This window comes from Kribbella sp. NPDC004536 (assembly GCF_042873835.1).
In the GTDB taxonomy this organism is placed as follows: Bacteria; Actinomycetota; Actinomycetes; order Propionibacteriales; family Kribbellaceae; genus Kribbella.
In genome coordinates, this window is record NZ_JBIALY010000003.1 from 1,016,632 (window position 1) to 1,032,079 (window position 15,448).

A 15,448-nucleotide genomic window follows, 5' to 3' on the forward strand; every position below is an offset into this window, starting at 1 on the left:
CTCATCGTCGAGAGAGGATGCAGGGAGGCGATGAGTGATGTCGCTGGACACCCCGACCGTGCCCACTACGTACGTGCTGCCGTCGTGGGACGAGATCGTGCGGACGCACTCCGCGCATGTCTACCGGCTGGCGTACCGGCTGACCGGTAACAAGCACGACGCCGAGGACCTCACCCAGGAGGTCTTCGTCCGGGTGTTCCGCTCGCTGTCGTCGTACACCCCGGGCACGTTCGAGGGCTGGTTGTACCGGATCACCACGAATCGGTTCCTGGACGGTGCCCGCCGCAAGCAGCGGATCCGTTTCGACCGTCTGCCCGATGATGCTGACGACCGGCTGCCTGGCGGGGATGCGGGTCCGGCGGAGAAGCTTGACTCGGATCTGTTCGACCACGACGTCCAGGACGCGCTCGACGCGCTGCCCGAGGACTTCCGCGCCGCGGTCGTGCTGTGCGACATCGAGGGCATGACGTACGACGAGATCGCGGACGTGCTGGACGTGAAGCTGGGCACCGTCCGGAGCCGGATCCACCGCGGCCGGTCGATGCTGCGCAAGCACCTCGAGCACCGGGCCCCGCGGTCCGGGCAAACTCAGGTCTGCGGCCCGTCAGCCGATGGCCCCGCAGCCCGGGCATCGACCGGAAGCTGATAAGTCCTCCGCACACTGGTGCCCGTTTCGCGAAGGTCAGCACCATAGACATGGATCGAGATCGCCGTTGACGAACTCGCGTTCCGGACTTGATGGATGTCTCCGGGAGGTGCGAACCCAACGGCCGTGCCAGCGGGATTTTGGGTGGTTCCGGCCCAGCGCAGCACCGGTTCCGCTCCTGTTTCGGCCAAGACGAACCGCACTTCTGTTTCGAGACCCTGGTACACCCCGGCGACGCACCAGGCGACGTGATCATGAATCGGTGTAGCTTGCCCGGGCTCCCAGACGAGCACCACGACGGAGAAGCTGCCGTCGTCCTCGGCATGAACCAGGTGCTGGCGATATCGGTCGCTGTAGCCGGCTCGGTACTCGCACGGCACCAGGTCCGGCACGGTCAGGAACGGCTCGAGGCAGCGGGCAACCGAGCGAGCGGTTTCGTCCGCAGCCACGGAGCGCCTTGAGGTCTCCCGAACCTCGTCGATGAGATCCCGCATTCCGTGACGTAGCGATCCCTCGGTACCCCTCATCAACGTCTCCTCGACGGCTGCTGGACGAGGCCGTGATCGATCAGGCTCTCAGCAGCCGCGCAGATCGCCTGTGCTGCCGATCGAGGAGTCCATCCGAGCTGATCCTGCGCCTTTCGTGCGTCGATCCGGATCGGGAGGTCGTAGTACGTCAGAGCAAGCCGGATCGCCGGATCGAACCGGGCCATCAGCCACATCAGCCAGTAAGGCAGCCTGCGGCTCGGGATCTTGTAGCCACGCGGCCCGAACTCTTCCCGAAGGATCGTTGCGATCTCGCCGAGCCACAGAGCAGGCGGCGACGCGACGATGAACCTGTTGTTGGCGGCCTTCGGAGTCTCCAGCGCGAGGCGATGGGCGGCGGCAACATCGCGCACGTCCACCACGGCGAAGCCGATCGGTGGGACCGCGGGAAGCCGGCCGCTCATCAGCCGCCTGATCAGTTCTATCGAGGTGCGTCCCTCGGCATGGAGCAGCGGACCGACGACAAGATCCGGGTTGATGCTGACGAGCTCCAATCCAGCTTCGGTGGCCAGCTCCCACGCTGCTTTCTCCGCGAACAACTTGCTCTTCGGATAAGGGCTGAGGGTGTCGGCGATACTCCAGTCTGCTTCGGTGTAGACACGGTCCGCCGGCCCATGTCCCTGGGTGATCGCGGCAGTGGAAGACGTCAGGATCGCCCGGCGGACAGATCCGCTCCGGACTGCCGCCCGCACGACCCGGCGCGTTCCGTCGACCGCCGGCCGGATGACATCGTTCTCGTCCTTCGGTACCTTCGCCGGCAGCGGCGAGGCAACGTGCATCACGTAGTCACACCCCGACATGGCGGCATCCCATCCGCCGTCCGCGGTCAGATCGGCGGGCACGAGCTCGAGCTCGCCGCCCGATTCCTTGGCGATCCGTTCGAGGTACGACAGGTCGGTGCGGCCGGTACTTCGCACTGTTCCACGGACCGCGTAGCCGTGCTCCAGCAGGTCCTTGATGCAGTGTCCGGCAAGAAAACCGGTCGCGCCCGTCACCAGAACCTTTGCAGCCGCCATTTTTGTACCTTTCGATCTGCGCGCTTACCAACGCTCCGGTTTCCGACAACGGAGTGTGTCAACGCGGATCGAAGCGCGCAAGACGCTCAAGAAATTCAGCGGCGCTTCAGTTCAATCTCAGTGCCGGTGGCTACTGCCTCGATTGGACCTGCCCAATCAGCTGCACATCAGTCCTGCTTCATGCGAGCCGTCAAGACTGGAAGGGGCAACGCATGGCGCGGAAGTTTGTCGCGGTATTGGAGGACCACCATGAACGCCACCACGGACCTCGAGCGAGGCTTCTCTTCTGCCGTCGATCGGGCTTGGCAGGCCGGCAGCGCGATTCCTTGCAGACTGGATGCGCGGTTCGACTCCGAACGCTTGAAGCTCTCTCTCGCCCGAGAGCTTGCGGCCTTGTGTCGAACCGAATGCCCTGTCTTCACCGAGTGCAGGGCGCTGGCTGACGTCCGGCCACGCTGGGAGAAGGAAGGCTCGGTGGTGGCCGGAGAGTTCTATCGCCAGCGTTCTGGCCAGCCGTATTGGCAGCTCCTGTCGGAAGACCTGCGAGCGCGCATCGACGTCGGTGAGTACAAGTCGGGTGACTCCTTGCCTGATGTCGAGACGCTGGGGGCCAACTGCGGTACACGACTCAGTACCGTCCGCGCCGCTCTGCTGCATCTGGATCGCGAGGGTTTGATCAGGTTCGACCGCCTCGCGGGGAAAGCCGTGGTGGCCAACAGTGCCGGCGAAGAGCATTCATCGGTCGCTTGACGAGCTCCTGGGTGACGGTTTCCGAAATGCCGATCAAGCCGATTCAGGTCTGCGTCAGACCAATTTCATCGTTCGCCGCCATGCTGAGGTTCATGGCAGATGGCAGGGGATTGGGATGACGCTCGCGATGCTGGAGTGAAAGTCTGGCGTGAGCACTGCGATGTCGTCATCGTCGGCGCGCGCTGCGCCGGAGCCTCGCTGGCTATGCTGCTGGCGCGCCGGGGCCACGACGTCGTCGTCATCGACAAGGCCAGACTGCCGAGCGACACGAACTCGACGCATGGGATCGGACGTGGCGGGGTTGTCCAGCTGTCCCGTTGGGGGCTTCTCGAGCCGGTGCTTGCCAGCGGCGCCCCCGCGGTCCGGTTCGCGACCTTCGGTACGGATGACGACGTCGTACGGCGCCGGGTCAAGGACCGGGCGGGTGTGGATCTTGTCGTCGCGCCGCGTCGCGTCGTACTCGACGACCTGCTCGCCGCCGCGGCCTCGAAGTCCGGCGCGCGGATCCGAACCGCTACCAGCGCGACCGGCGTGGTTAGATCAGCGAACGGCCGAGTTGTGGGCATCACCGCCGAGACCGCGACCGGTGAACGTCTTGAGTTCAGTGCGCGCTTCGTCGTCGGAGCTGATGGGCTGAGATCCCGGGTTGCCGGCTATGTCGGAGCTCGTGCGCTGACGTCGTACAGATCGACGTCCTCGGTGTACTACGCCTACGTCCGAGGTATGGACGCGAGCGATTTCGAGCTGCAGGTCTCAGCCGGTGCCTATACAGGTGTCTTCCCGACTCATGGCGATGAGTCGTGCGTGTGGACGTTCCGCCCTTCGCACGCCGCGGCCCGGATCCGTTCGGCCGGGTCGGAGCGGGCCGAGGCATTCACCGTCGCGCTCGAAGAGGCGGCTCCGGCTATCGGGGGCCGAGTGCGATCGGGATCGATTGCGGCCCCCGTGCGCGGCGGTATCGACATGCCGAACTTCGTCCGTTCCGCCTACGGCGCCGGCTGGGCGTTGGTCGGCGACGCGGGTTACCACCGCGATCCCATCAGCGGGCACGGCATGACGGACGCGTTTCGCGACGCGGAGTTGTTGGCCACCGCGATGGACCGCAGCCTTCGCGACCCTGAGGCCGAACGTGACGCGTTGGCTCAGTTCCAGCAGCAACGGGACGCGTATTCGGCGGACGTCCTGGACGCGACGGTGAAGTTGACGAAGTTCCCGCCGCCGGACCGCTTCGTCGAGTTGCAGATCGGGCTCAGCAGGGCCTTGGACGCGGAAGCAGACTTCCTCGCCGCCTTGCCCCCGGTGTTCGGCGCCGCAGCAGCGGCGCCACCTGAGTTTGCGAAGTGCGATTCTTCGCAATTCTAGAGAGGATCATTGATGTCGGAAGCAACAAAGGAAGGCCTGAACGGGGTCGACGTACCGACCCTGTTCGCGACTCTTGACGCTGTCAAGGCGAACCCGGAGATCGCCAAGTTCCAGTTCCGGGTGGCCAACCAGTGGGTCAGCGGAACCCACAACCGCGGGACGATCAACGGGTACTACGGCGCGGGGCAGGAACACCAGCGCTCCGGTGACTTCACCTTCGATGCGGACCACCCGCCGGTGCTGGTGGGCAACGACAACGGGCCGACTCCCGCGGAGCACCTGCTGCACGCCCTGGGCGCGTGTCTGACGAGTGGTCTGGCCAACATCGCGGCCGCGCGCGGAATCGAGCTCGGCGAGGTCACGTCGACCGTCGAAGGCGACATCAACCTGCTCGGTATCCTCGGCCTCGATCCGTCGGTCCGCAACGGTTACGAAGCTGTTCGGGTGGTCTTCCACGTGAAGGGCGAGGCGGAAGCCGAGAAGCTCGCAGCCCTCGTCGACCAGTCGCGGGCCCGCTCCGCGGTGTACGACGTGATGACGAACGGCGTACCTGTGTCTATCGAGGTCGAAACCAACTGATCGCGGGATCACGCTGCTCCGTGTACGACACCCTTGGCCTGTCACGGAGCAGCACCCGGTCAGGCTGGATCACCGGTTGTTCCAGCCTGAATTCAGGGGCATGCGTCATCGTCGGCCTTGGATCGAACTCGGGAGGGCACATCGTGACGTACTCGGCAAGGCCTCGCTCAGGCGCGGTGGTCGCCGTGTTGCTGGTAGGGCTTCTCGTACTGCTCTCTGGCTGCAGTGACCGGTCACCGGCGAAGTCGGCGGCAAAGCAGGGAGCAGGACACGGAGCGACACAGCCTCCGGGGCCGGTGAAGACGCCGGCTGGTGGCCACAAAACGAAGCTGATACCCCTGAAGAAGACGCCTGCCACGCCGAAGACGCCCTCGCAGCCGGCGCGCATCGTCTATTTCAAGGTGGTGCGACAGCCACGCTGTGAGGTGCCGAAGTCCGGAACCTCACCAGGAACTCCAGCGGTTGACATCCAGATCGCGTGGAAGGTTGCGGGGACGTCCACCGTGGCCTTCTCCGACGACGAACCGAACTACTACGAGAGCCACGGTCGTCGTGCCGGCAAGCTCGGCACCTTCCCTGCTGTCGACACGGTGAGCATGGAGTTTCCGTGCAACGACGGCGAGGAAACGACGCACTCGTACACGATCGACAACATGTCCGGTGCCCCGCATGTCAAGAGGACCATCAAGTACACCCTGCCCTAGGGATGCGTATCGACTGCTCCAGGCCGGCCTCGGCCGCAAGATCGGATGCCCTACGGTGCAATGACGTCGCGCCCTCGCTCAATGCGCGGGCTGCGACGAACGCGAGCGTGAGCGGCCGGCCGCCACACATCGCGATGACTGAGCGGGAGGCTGCGGGATCAGCCTCCAAGCAAGCGGTGCCGAGGCGTGCGACCAGTAGCCGGTAGCTTTCGCTGTCGGTGAGGTCACGCAGCGGGAGGACGCACGCATCGATCGCGATGATGACCCGCACGAGCTGATCCCTGCTGGTAATGAGTACCAGGCCGTCGGTCATCCCAGGGAGCAGCGGCATGACCTGCTCGGCGTCGCGAGCATTGTCGAGCAGGACCAGGGTCCGCCGCTTGGCCATCAGACTCCGGTACAGCCCAGCGCGAGAGTGCAGATCGTGGGGGATGCGCTCGAAGGGCACACCGAGTGCTCCGAGGAACGTGCCGAGTACATCGAACGAACTGAGCGCCGGCGCAGACTCGCCGCTGCCTTGCAGATCGATGTAGAGCTGCCCGTCCGGAAAGCTCTCGATGCACAAGTGCGCCCAGTGCAGAGCGAGCATCGTCTTCCCGATGCCGGGCATGCCGCTGATGACGGCGACACTTCGGGCCGGCCGCTCGTTCGGATCGGTCGAGCGTGCGGAGACGTTGTCCAATTGCCTCAGCTCGTGTTCACGGCCGACGAACGACAGCGGTACGGGTGGGAGCTGTGCGGGTACGACGACCGGCGTCGCCACGGTGAGCTGATCGGACCAGGGTGGCCCGATGTCCAGGGATCGGTCCTGGCGGAGGATCCCCGTATGAAGGTCCTGGACGCGTGGCGACGGATTGATGCCCAGGTCTTCTTCCAGCCGGTGGCGCAGGCGATGGAAGGCCGACAGTGCGTCTGCTTGCCGCCCGCAACGGTACAAGGCCAGCATCAGCCTGGTATGTAGCTCCTCGTCGAGGGGATCCTGAGCACACGCCTGCTCCAGGTCGCCGACCACGATGGCGTGTTCCCCGAGGGCCAGCCGCGCATCGATCAAGGACCGCGTCGCGGTCCGATGCAGCATGTCGAGCCGAGCGGCATGATCATCGAGAACAGCCACATCGGTGAGACCTGCGAGTGGTTGCCCTCGCCACATGTCCAGCGCCGTGCTGAGCTTTTGCACCACGAGTTGCGGATCGCGGAGGCCTCGCGACTCGCGGATCAGTTGCTCGGTGACCATCGCATCGACACCTTCGCGACCGAGCGTGATGACGTAGCCGGGTGACTTTGCCCGGAGGAGGCTGCCAAGGTCCAGTTGGCGGCGCAAGAACGACACCGTGCTCTGGAGTGTGTTCATCGCCGTCGCTGGTGGACAATCACCCCAGACGAGGGCGATCAGTCGTTCGGCGCTCACGACCTGCCCCACGTTCAACGCGAGAATCGCGAGCACCGCGTTGCGTCGCTTGCCGGCCACCGATCGCGGCACGCCGCCCCTGACCACGTCGATCGGCCCGAGCAGCCTGATGGTCACGCGCTCATCGGTCACCGCTCCATCGCTCGTTCAGTCGGCAGACACACAGGGCGGATACATCTCTCTGAACCTTGCGCGAGGCCCAGAGCACGGTACGGCGCGGACAGCTAGTCCACCTCCTGACGCAGCAAGAATCATAACTCAGCGTGATGAGCAAGAACGTTCGCTCACGCTGCTGATGTACCGCTGACGCGCCGCTGAAGTCACCGCTCTGAGCATGATTTCGGAGGAGCCCGGCTGGGCTGCGCCGGCCCAACCGGGTCCTCTCCGCTCAGCGGAGTCCCCCGATGCGCCACGAGGCCGGACCGGGCAGTGCGAGAGTAGCCGAGTCGGATGACTGGGCTCGCCCGGGCGGTCAGCGTGGCGGGCCCATCCTCGCTCGGGTAGCGCAAGCGGCACTGACAGATCGCTGAAGTCACTCCAGGCAATGACCCCTTCAGCATGATGCAAGCGAGGACTCAGAACGTCGCAGCAGAGTGGCCCTCAGCTCAATTGACAAGGAATGCAAATGACATATGCCACCAGAGAGCCGATCGAAGCGATCTTGTTCGACTGGGAGGGACGCTGACTACATCGCGTGTCATGGATCTGTGCTCGGTCTGGAGGTCTGTCGCAGAAGGTTCTCGACGCCGGTCGGTCCAATGAGCTTGCGCGACGATTGACAACCGCCGAGAGATCTGTCTGGCGGCGTGCACGAACACCATCTCAGCAGTAATCTGCACGAAGTATGCGTCCTGGCCGGAGTGGAGCTGACGCCTGCTGGTATGGCGGAATACGAACGGCAATGGAACCCACATACAGAGCTGGAACCAGATGCGCTGCCCACCCTGCGGGAGCTCCGGGCGCGCGGCCTGCGCATCGGTGTCCTGTCGAACACACTCTGGCCACGCAGCCGGCATGACGAGATCTTTGCGCGCGACGGTGTCCTTGATCTCCTGGACGGAGCTGTGTACTCAAGTGAGATCCGGTACACCAAACCGCATCCGGAAGCATTTCTGGCTGCGATGCGATCGGTTGGCGTAAAGGTTCCCGAACGGTGCTTGTTCGTTGGTGATCGCTTGTTCGATGATGTGTGGGGCGCGCAGAACGTCGGAATGCGCGCCGCGCACGTTCCGCATTCGGTGATTCCAGCCGATCAGGTTGGCCACACCGACGGCACCCCGGACGTGACCGTACAACGGTTGTCGGAGCTCCCGGGTCTGCTGGACCGGTGGAACCAGGTCGTCGCCTGAGTCCCAACGCGCGAGACCGCGGACAGCGCAACTGTCCGCGGTCTCGCAAAACTCGATCGGGCCTAGCTGTGCCTGGTGGTCCAGGTGATCTCGGTTCGCTCAGTGTCGAGATAGAAACCGAAGACGACATTGTCGAGAGCCTGATTCTTGGGAGCAATATAGACCGCGCATTCGGTGAACGATTCCCCGACCGCGAGTTGCTTCGGTGGAATCCCGTCGCACTTCTTGAAATCTCCGATGAGATCTAGCTCACCGAGCTCGTCACCCGCCTCATTGTGCGCCTCGATCAAACCGAAGATACCGGCCGGATCCATCGTCTTCGCGCCAACATTGCGGAACTTGATCGTGACGTAGAATGGAACGCTCAGCTTGGCTTGCGCGTCGAGATCAAATCCTTTGAGATCGTCGATCGAGCCTTTCTCAGCCGTCACGACAGTGGTCGCCAGCTTCGTCGACACCTTCCCCATCGACTTCGTCGGGTACAGCACGGTCGCTGTCTTGCCCACCGGGAGCACGGTCCCGGTAGGCGTGATGGCAACTCCATCGCTACCCGACGACGGCTCGGTCGATGACGCGGGAGCCGTCGGAGCGTCTGTGGTCGTGGCGGAAGGGACAGCCACGGTGGTCGTGACCACCTCACGGGGGTGCCCGTGAGACAACGTCAACGGACCGCACCCCGTCAGGATCAACGCCGCGCTGCAGAGAAGCGTCGTCTTTCCATACTTCATTCTTGTGTAACTCCGTCTCTGGATTCAGATCTTGTGCGCACGGCCGGCATGCCGGATCCGGAGGATCGGGCCAGACCGGACTGGACCTCAAGATATTCGGACTGCCTGACTTCGTACTGAAGCCCGTTCCACCGGCATGCTCCGCCGCCGGGTTCGTGGCCGGTTACATCAGAGGTGTTCCAGGTGGCCTTCAGAAGCGAGTGAAACGCTCGCCTCGAGCGGCTGTCTGACCGCTCGCTTCGGCCCCCGCCTGACCCCGAGCAGGCGGGGGCCACCTGTGTCATCGAATTCGAAGGGGGAGTTACCTTGAGTCACCCGACCAGCGCTGGTGTGATTGCCACGAGGCGTCCACCAGCCCTGACCGCTCTGCTTTCTTCCGCTGTGCTGGGCATCATTGCCGAAGCAGTTGGCGCGATCGCCGTGCTCACCAGCGGGAAAGCTGCGATCACCGGGTACGTGTACAGGACGTTCTCGGGTTTCGTGCAGGACGGCGGACCGCTTGATGCCGCCCTAAGCAGGCAGATCGAACACGGATACCATCTGCTGCTGGTGAAGGCCGCCGTCTGCGATGGTGGGGCAACCCTGGTGCTTGCGCTGACGCTGTGGACCATCAAAAGCCGGCGGATGCGGCGGTCGCCCTTCGCGATCGTCCTGCTGACGCAACTCCTTGCAGCGCCGCTGCTGCTGCGAGAGCACGAGGTACTGCCGAGCATCAGTTTCGCCGCGGCAGCGGTCGCTGGGCTGGCGAACCTTCTGGCCCTGCTATTGCTCGTGGTGCCATCGGTTGGAAAGTACGGCCGAGCAAATCCGCAGCGAGTGATCTGACTCCTCCGACAAGACAACCTGCGGTGACGGCTGGCGACGATTGACGCCAGCCGCCACCGCGGGGATCACCTAGTCGGAAAGAACGGGTGGTACTGCGGTATCAGCGAGGTAGTAGGCCAAGGTAGGCCCGGCAGTCTGCAGCGGGCTCCGGGCATGTTTCCAGTATCTCCGGAGCGCTTGCCGATCACCGGCGTCGGCCGCCGTTGCCAGTCGGTCCACGAGCACGATCATTTCACGGCGGCGCTCATCAGGCATGTCGTCCGCCGTGACCAGCCGCCGCAGTCCGCCGACGAACTGATCAAATGCCCGGCGATCCTCCGCACTGACGATGTCTTCCTTATCCTTGCCCTGCCAGCGAGTGGCTAGCGTATGTCCGTCCGCCGTGATCTTGACCTTTGCCAGTTGAGAGGCGGATGTGTCGATCAGCTCCACCAAACCGCGGCCGGCAAGGAACTGTGCAGTTTCGAGAAGCTCGTTGTGCTCAGCTTGGCGCAAACCTTCCAGAACCGAACGGGGATCGCGGTCGAACTCGGCAAGGCACCGGAATCCCGAGGTTCCTGACGCCAGCCAGTCGATCAACGCACCCCGCAAGGTCCAGGCGCGGGTCACCGGATCCGCAACTCGCCTGAGCCGGGCGCGGTACTCGGTCCCGGCGTTCGTCGACAACCGGACGGCGCCGTTAGTACGACCGTCGTGCAGGTCGAGGATCACCGCTCCGAGCTGACACAGGTCGCACCAGGCCACCGCCAGATCCGCGCTGTTCAGCCCGCTCGCACGGCGAGCTCGCTCATCGGTACAGTCCATTGTTCCGAGTTCGCCGACCAGGTTCAGCAACCTCAGTCGTACGAGGTCTTCTGGTGTCGCAGGCCACCTGGATCCATCCATCTCAGAGTTCCCTATCCGCAGACGAGCACGCCTGAACCGGCCGTGCAGGAAGCAATCGTCTGCGAGGCGACGCCGACGCTTGGAACGAGATTCGCACAAGCCACTCGGACTAGCGTGGCAACGGCGCGCCGACAGCTTCACCTTCACGACGAACTGTGCGATTCAGGATCACTTCAGCCCTATTTCAGCGGGTTGTGCTAGGTGGATCGCGGACTCTGGACATCCATAGCGTGGGAGCCAAAATGCCCAACCCTGCAGTCTCGATGTGGCTATCGTTGACTCGCAAGGAGAAGTTCGGGGAGCGTGAGCATGGCGTCGTGGATAGTCGGTTGGCGGTCTCGGTGTGGAGAGGGCAAAGGTTTGCCAGCTTCGGGACCGTCTTGCACGGTACTGTACAGGGTCGGACACTGAGGTTGTGGCGACTGCGAAACGATTGACCAACGCCAACGTCACGATGCGCGAGGTAGAGATACTCGCTCTGATCGCACACCATCTGACCAATGCCGAGATCGCCGATACGCTCCTTATTTCAAAGCGAACGGTCGAAACGCACGTTTCAACTCTGCTCCGCAAACTGGGGCATCGCGATCGTCGGAGCCTGGCCAGGTACGCCGAGTCAACGCCCGGTTTGCTGGCGGGGACTCGCCGTGACCGAGCGATGCCCGCCATGACGACAGCCTTCATCGGGCGTGCTGCCGAACGAGCGCAGCTGCGGTCGTCGTTGACGGGACACCGGCTTGTGACTGCCGTCGGCCCAGGAGGTATCGGCAAGACGAGACTTGCCCTGAGCGTCGCGGGCGACCTGGCCGGCGACTTCGAGGACGGCGCATGGTTCGTGGATCTGGCGCAGATCACGGATTCCCGGTTGGTGACGCGAACGATCGCTGACGCGGTCGGCGTCCCCGACAACAACACCGGCTCGACGGAGCATGCTCTGATCGCAGCGCTTGCCGCCCGAGAATCGTTGCTCGTACTCGACAACTGCGAACATCTCCTGGACGCAATCCGCGGCTGTGTGCAGCAGATTCTGCTCGACTGTCCTGACGTTCGCGTGCTTGCCACAAGCCGATCGCGGCTCTTGATCTCGTCGGAGTGGACCGTTCCAGTGCCTCCGCTGTCCAGTGACGACGGGGTGGCGCTGTTCCGCGATCGAACCGCTGCGACAGGAGCGCAGAAACGGCTGGACGAGGACCGAGTCGCTGCGTTGTGCGATGCGCTGCACGGTTCTGCGTTAGCAATCGAGCTAGCGGCCGCGCGATACCCGGCGATGGGTCTTGACGGCCTCGAGGCCGGCCTCGCGGACCGGCTCCGGTTCTTCTCGGTCGGACCCGACGGGACGGATCGGCATCATTCTCTACTGAGCGCGATCGGCTGGAGCTACGATCTCCTGACCCCGCTCGAGCAAGCTCTGCTGAGGCGCACGGCCTTGTTCACCTCGTGGTTCGACGTCGATGCCGCCTCCGTTGTCGCCGGATACGAGAACAACACGGGCGCGGTCGTCGACGGACTAGCTCGCCTGGCAGAAAAGAGCTTGGTCGTCGTCGACAGAGGAACGCCGGTGCGCTACCGGTCGCTTGAGACGATCCGCCAGTACGGCGTTCACCAGTTGGATGCCAGCGGAGAGAAAGATGACACCCGGCGGAGGTACCTGCACTGGTGTCAGGCGATGGTTCAGGTCCTCGACGAGGCTCCGCGGAACGACTCGTGGCGCGATCGGTTCGACCGGGTGACGAACGATGTGGCCACTGCTCTCGACTGGGCTGAGGGGTTGGACGAGTCGACCTGCGACAGGTCCGAAATGGGCATTCGATACGCCGACCTGCTCTTCACCCGGGGAAATCTCAGCCAGGCTCAGAACCGCTACGAGCAAGCGGCCACCCGATCCGCATCACATAAAGGGCGGATCGGCTGTCTGCGACAAGCGGCAGGGGTGGCCGCGACGCGGTTCGCCGGCGATGACGCACTCCAGCTCCTTGCTGCTTCGGCCAACCTCGCAGAGCTGGCCGGCGACTTTGACGGCGCAGCCCGGGACCTGGCGACGATGGGCATGTACATCGTTCGCACGCCGGGCATCATGGCAACGTTTCATCCGATCGCCGAAGCAAAGGATCTCGTTGCGCGGGCAGACGCGCTGCACCCTGGCTCGGCCGATGCCCAGGCGGCGATCGCCGTCGCCCGGGACTTCGGAAACGCGAAGGCCATCTCCGAGACCGTGGACGCCGTCGAGTTGGCTCAGCAATCTGAGGACCCGTTCTTGGTCAGCGCAGCCCTCGATCGGTTGACGATGATCAGGCTCGCGAACCACGAGCTGACGGAAGCAATGGACGTTGCCAATCGTCGCGTGCAACAACTCGCGAAGGAGCCTGTGACGGCTGCGCTGGGCTATGAACTGGGAGACGCGCTGCTGATGGCCTCCGACACTGCTCTGGCGGCCGGTGATTTGAATGCGGCGGCATCGCATGCGGATGCGTTGGCCAGGCTGCCTTTCTATCAAGGGGAGAACCACATCGGCGTCTCCAGACTCATCACAGTTGACGCGTTCGCCGGCCATTTCGACAGAGTCGTCGCCAATGGGGAACTCTTCAGGGTCGGCTGGGAACGTGCCGGCCGGCCGGCCGCCGCTGCGTTGTGCCAGGCCGCTTACGCGGTTTCGACGGTGCATGGCATGCAAGGAGATGACGATCGGAGAGCTTTCTGGGCAGACCTCACCATCGCCACTGGCATCGAACCCCATCAGATGGATCGTTGGGGCCGGGGGTGGGCGCCGATCTTCGACGCCATGCTCGCCTTGCACAAAGGTGATGCCCAGACCGCGGTGGAGCGATTGGTCGTCGACATCGACGACCCAGACGTCTTCCGGCCGTCCGCGGGCGTTCCGTCCGGGCAGTGGATCACGGGAGCACGGTGGCGTCCTTGGTACGCGGCGATGTGGGCTGAGGCTGCTGTCCTCGCGGATCTCCCAATTGCCGAGCGACGGCTGGACCGGGCAACAGACGCTGTGCGTGGCAATCCGATCGCGCAGACGATCATCGACCGCGGTGCTGCGATCCTGCGCGGGCAGCATGACCGTCTGCCCCAGATAGCCGCGACCTTTGCTCGCCTTCGGTGTCCTTACCAGGAAGCCCGCACCCGGGCCCTCTCCGGTCGGGCCTGAATACCCAAACTTTCAGGTCGACATCAGCGTTGCTTCAGCGGCTCCGAGCAGTGTGTCCGGCGACCCTGGACAGCGGGCGGTCGGTGTGGGCGGAAATGCTGGTCGCTCGCTGTCCAGGTCCGGTGTAGTCACCGAGGTGCCGCGCGAGTCGGCACCGTCCCGGTGGCCTGGCCTCTTCCTCACGGGCCAGTTGATGGCTCGGAGACGAACGCCAGTCTCCGAGCCGTCCGCCGCCTCCTAAGAGTCCCACTCCACCACCAAGGAAGGTGTCACGCGGATGGTCGCGCTCTGCACCGAGTGACGTTCGTAGCCGGCTGCCAAGCGAAGTCCTGCGAACCGCTCGAGGATCGCCGACAGCGCGATCCGCCCTTCGAGCAGTGCGAGTGCCGAACCGATGCAGTAATGGATGCCGTGGCCGAAGCCCAGATGCGAGCTGGTGTCAGTTCGGTGGATGTCGAACCTGTCGGGGTCCGAGTACACCTCTGGGTCGCGGTTGCCGGCGGAGTACGACAGGTGCAGGTGGGAACCGGCCGGAAGACGGATGCCGGCGATCTCGACGTCGACGTTCGCGGTCCGGTACATCGCCGTCGTCGGCGGGTCGAACCGCAGCGTTTCGGTCAGTACGCTGTCCACCAGATCTGGATCTGCAAGAACCTCAGCCATCGCATCAGGATGCAAGCAGAGCTGGTAGATCGAGTGCGTGATCAAGCCGCTGGTCGTTTCGTGCCCAGCGAGAAGCATCGTCATGATCACTCCGACCAGCACGTTGATGCCCACGGGTTCCTCCCGCTCGGCATTTGCTTTCAGCAGGTCGGTCAGTAGGTCGGCCGGTAGGGGGTTCAGCCGGCGCGCCTCGATGAGTTCGGCGATGTAGAGCTGGAAGTCCACGACAGCCGATGCAGCGGCGACGAGCCGTGCGACGGACGCCTGCTGGGCGTTGAGCAGGAGCCACTCGTCCGACCAGTGTTTGATGTCCTGGAGCCTCTCGTCCGGAACCTTGAAGAGACCCGCGATGATCATGACAGGCAGTGGGTGAGAGAGCAGGGTGGCGAGATCGACCGGCGGGGCCACGGCCTCGTCGAGAAGCTTGCGCGTCTGCGCTTCGATGAGCTGCGTCATCCCGGCCACGTTCCGCGGTGTGAATGCTTTGTTGAACAGGCGCCGGGCGATCGTGTGCGTGGGCGGGTCCATGTCGACAAGCCCACCGGCGTACGGAATACCTCCGGACAGTACCTCGATGACCGGTTGCGGAAGGTCGACAGTCACGTTGTGGATCGACTTCGTTGAGCTGAACCTGTCCGGAGCGCCGAGGATGGCCGCGATGTCGCGATAGCGAGTCACGACCCACGTCTCGAGCCGTGGACTGTAGAAGACCGGCGCGTTCTGGCGGGCCTCGGCAAGAAGTGGGTACGGGTCGGCCAGCTGTGGCCCGTCGAACGGGTCGTAGGGCCGCGTCGGTTGGTGAACCTGAACGGCTGTGTTGTCGAGCATCCGGTC

General features: G+C 64.2%; 14 protein-coding genes. 8 read left to right on the forward strand and 6 right to left on the reverse strand.

Annotation, left to right across the window (positions count from 1 at the left end; all coding sequences use genetic code 11):
* The first annotated feature begins 37 nt into the window (after positions 1-37).
* Positions 38-646: an RNA polymerase sigma factor SigE gene (sigE, locus tag ACFYRU_RS30215; RefSeq protein WP_387664602.1), complete on the forward strand. Its 609-nt coding sequence runs from the start codon at positions 38-40 to the stop codon at positions 644-646.
* Here sigE and ACFYRU_RS30220 read toward each other — a convergent pair.
* Both ACFYRU_RS30220 and ACFYRU_RS30225 read right to left on the reverse strand, forming a co-directional pair.
* The gene (locus tag ACFYRU_RS30220) at positions 589-1,173 is read right to left on the reverse strand and encodes a hypothetical protein (RefSeq protein WP_387664604.1); all 585 of its coding nucleotides are present in this window, start codon (positions 1,171-1,173) and stop codon (positions 589-591) included. The two genes, sigE and ACFYRU_RS30220, sit on opposite strands and share 58 nt — an antisense overlap.
* Positions 1,173-2,207, reverse strand: a complete 1,035-nt coding sequence (locus ACFYRU_RS30225) for an SDR family oxidoreductase (protein WP_387664607.1) — start codon at positions 2,205-2,207, stop codon at positions 1,173-1,175. The genes ACFYRU_RS30220 and ACFYRU_RS30225 overlap by 1 nt, the downstream gene beginning before the upstream one ends.
* 249 nt (positions 2,208-2,456) lie before the next feature.
* On the opposite strand from ACFYRU_RS30225, the gene ACFYRU_RS30230 reads away from it, so the two are divergent.
* The 4 genes from ACFYRU_RS30230 (at position 2,457) to ACFYRU_RS30245 (ending at position 5,602) form a co-directional block, all read left to right on the forward strand.
* Positions 2,457-2,957 (forward strand): GntR family transcriptional regulator, encoded by a 501-nt coding sequence (locus ACFYRU_RS30230; RefSeq protein ID WP_387664609.1) that lies wholly within the window; start codon positions 2,457-2,459, stop codon positions 2,955-2,957.
* A 135-nt stretch (positions 2,958-3,092) separates the two neighbouring features.
* Complete coding sequence (locus tag ACFYRU_RS30235; RefSeq protein ID WP_387664611.1) at positions 3,093-4,319, forward strand: NAD(P)/FAD-dependent oxidoreductase; 1,227 nt, start codon at positions 3,093-3,095, stop codon at positions 4,317-4,319.
* 12 nt (positions 4,320-4,331) lie between these two features.
* Positions 4,332-4,898, forward strand: coding sequence for an OsmC family protein (locus ACFYRU_RS30240; RefSeq protein WP_387664613.1), 567 nt, complete (start codon positions 4,332-4,334; stop codon positions 4,896-4,898).
* Positions 4,899-5,194: 296 nt separating this feature from the next.
* Positions 5,195-5,602, forward strand: a complete 408-nt coding sequence (locus tag ACFYRU_RS30245; RefSeq protein ID WP_387664616.1) for a hypothetical protein — start codon at positions 5,195-5,197, stop codon at positions 5,600-5,602.
* Here ACFYRU_RS30245 and ACFYRU_RS30250 read toward each other — a convergent pair.
* Complete coding sequence (locus ACFYRU_RS30250; RefSeq protein WP_387664618.1) at positions 5,583-7,142, reverse strand: BTAD domain-containing putative transcriptional regulator; 1,560 nt, start codon at positions 7,140-7,142, stop codon at positions 5,583-5,585. The two genes, ACFYRU_RS30245 and ACFYRU_RS30250, sit on opposite strands and share 20 nt — an antisense overlap.
* 674 nt (positions 7,143-7,816) lie before the next feature.
* Here ACFYRU_RS30250 and ACFYRU_RS30255 point away from each other — a divergent pair.
* Positions 7,817-8,359: an HAD family hydrolase gene (locus ACFYRU_RS30255; RefSeq protein WP_387664620.1), complete on the forward strand. Its 543-nt coding sequence runs from the start codon at positions 7,817-7,819 to the stop codon at positions 8,357-8,359.
* Positions 8,360-8,421: 62 nt separating this feature from the next.
* On the opposite strand, the gene ACFYRU_RS30260 is transcribed toward ACFYRU_RS30255, so the two are convergent.
* Positions 8,422-8,865, reverse strand: a complete 444-nt coding sequence (locus ACFYRU_RS30260; protein WP_387664623.1) for a hypothetical protein — start codon at positions 8,863-8,865, stop codon at positions 8,422-8,424.
* A gap of 603 nt (positions 8,866-9,468) precedes the next feature.
* On the opposite strand from ACFYRU_RS30260, the gene ACFYRU_RS30265 reads away from it, so the two are divergent.
* Positions 9,469-9,912, forward strand: a complete 444-nt coding sequence (locus tag ACFYRU_RS30265; protein WP_387664625.1) for a hypothetical protein — start codon at positions 9,469-9,471, stop codon at positions 9,910-9,912.
* A gap of 69 nt (positions 9,913-9,981) precedes the next feature.
* Here ACFYRU_RS30265 and ACFYRU_RS30270 read toward each other — a convergent pair whose 3' ends face one another.
* On the reverse strand, positions 9,982-10,746 hold the full coding sequence (locus tag ACFYRU_RS30270) for a hypothetical protein (protein WP_387664628.1): 765 nt from the start codon (positions 10,744-10,746) through the stop codon (positions 9,982-9,984).
* Between the two features lie 466 nt (positions 10,747-11,212).
* Between ACFYRU_RS30270 and ACFYRU_RS30275 the strand changes: the two genes are divergently transcribed.
* Positions 11,213-13,951, forward strand: coding sequence for an ATP-binding protein (locus ACFYRU_RS30275; RefSeq protein ID WP_387664631.1), 2,739 nt, complete (start codon positions 11,213-11,215; stop codon positions 13,949-13,951).
* A 237-nt stretch (positions 13,952-14,188) separates the two neighbouring features.
* Here ACFYRU_RS30275 and ACFYRU_RS30280 read toward each other — a convergent pair whose 3' ends face one another.
* The gene (locus ACFYRU_RS30280; RefSeq protein WP_387664634.1) at positions 14,189-15,442 is read right to left on the reverse strand and encodes a cytochrome P450; all 1,254 of its coding nucleotides are present in this window, start codon (positions 15,440-15,442) and stop codon (positions 14,189-14,191) included.
* Positions 15,443-15,448: the final 6 nt, after the last annotated feature.

Bases quoted from the DNA above. Each gene is read 5' to 3' on its own strand.
- sigE (WP_387664602.1), top strand. From the start codon at position 38: ATGTCGCTGGACACCCCGACCGTGCCCACTACGTACGTGCTGCCGTCG.
- ACFYRU_RS30220 (WP_387664604.1), bottom strand. From the start codon at position 1,173: ATGAGGGGTACCGAGGGATCGCTACGTCACGGAATGCGGGATCTCATC.
- ACFYRU_RS30225 (WP_387664607.1), bottom strand. From the start codon at position 2,207: ATGGCGGCTGCAAAGGTTCTGGTGACGGGCGCGACCGGTTTTCTTGCC.
- ACFYRU_RS30230 (WP_387664609.1), top strand. From the start codon at position 2,457: ATGAACGCCACCACGGACCTCGAGCGAGGCTTCTCTTCTGCCGTCGAT.
- ACFYRU_RS30240 (WP_387664613.1), top strand. From the start codon at position 4,332: ATGTCGGAAGCAACAAAGGAAGGCCTGAACGGGGTCGACGTACCGACC.
- ACFYRU_RS30280 (WP_387664634.1), bottom strand. From the start codon at position 15,442: ATGCTCGACAACACAGCCGTTCAGGTTCACCAACCGACGCGGCCCTAC.